Raw genomic sequence first — 725 nt, forward strand, 5'->3', positions numbered from 1 at the left:
GATCCAGATGATGATAACGATGGTATCAAGGATGAGGATGATAAGAATCCGAAGACACCAGATACCAACCTTCCAGTAGCTCCGACTCATGATAAAGGGACTGTTGCTCCAACTACTCCTACAGAAGAGAAAAAAGCAATGCTTCCAGAAACAGGAGTTGAGGATTCTTCAAGTCTTCCTATCATTGGAGCTCTACTTTTGGGACTTTCTGGACTTTTAGTCTCTGGAAAGAAACGCAATAAAGAAGATGAGGAGTAGTGCTCTTTATCAGCTACAATTAGGCTGATGAAAAAGGCTCTTTGTCAGGCTCTTTGTCAACCGTAGTGGGTAGATGAAAAGCTAACACCTAGAGAGGACGAACTTCGTCCTCTCTTTCTTGGCTCTTTGTCAACTGTAGTGGGTAGATGAAAAGCTAACATCTAGAGAGGACGAACTTCGTTCTCTCTTTCTTTATGTTCAAAGCAATCAAAACCCGTTTTTTAAAGTTTTCAAAGTTCCTGAACCCAAAGGCATTTCTCTTAATGACTTTGATGAGATTGTTGGTAGCTTCCAGTTTGGCGTTGGAATAAGGCAATTCTAGAGCATTCAAAACCTTGTCTTTATCCTTTAGAAATGTCTTAAATACCGTCTGGAAAATAGGATTAACAGTGGCTATTTCCTGTTCGATGAGGTCAAAGAAATGGTCTGAGTTCTTCTCTTGAAAATGAAATAAGAGAAGCTGATAG

General features: G+C 40.0%; 2 protein-coding genes. One reads left to right on the forward strand and one right to left on the reverse strand.

The window, feature by feature from the left end:
• On the forward strand, positions 1–258 hold a 258-nt coding region (locus ACPC57_RS11585; protein ID WP_434067005.1), incomplete at its 5' end, for an LPXTG cell wall anchor domain-containing protein.
• A 154-nt stretch (positions 259–412) separates the two neighbouring features.
• Here the strand turns inward: ACPC57_RS11585 and ACPC57_RS11590 are convergent.
• A partial coding sequence (locus ACPC57_RS11590; protein ID WP_434067006.1) for a transposase occupies positions 413–725 on the reverse strand: 313 nt, incomplete at its 5' end.

This window comes from Streptococcus sp. VTCC 12886, from assembly GCF_049893425.1.
GTDB classification, from domain to species: Bacteria; Bacillota; Bacilli; order Lactobacillales; family Streptococcaceae; genus Streptococcus; species Streptococcus suis_AA.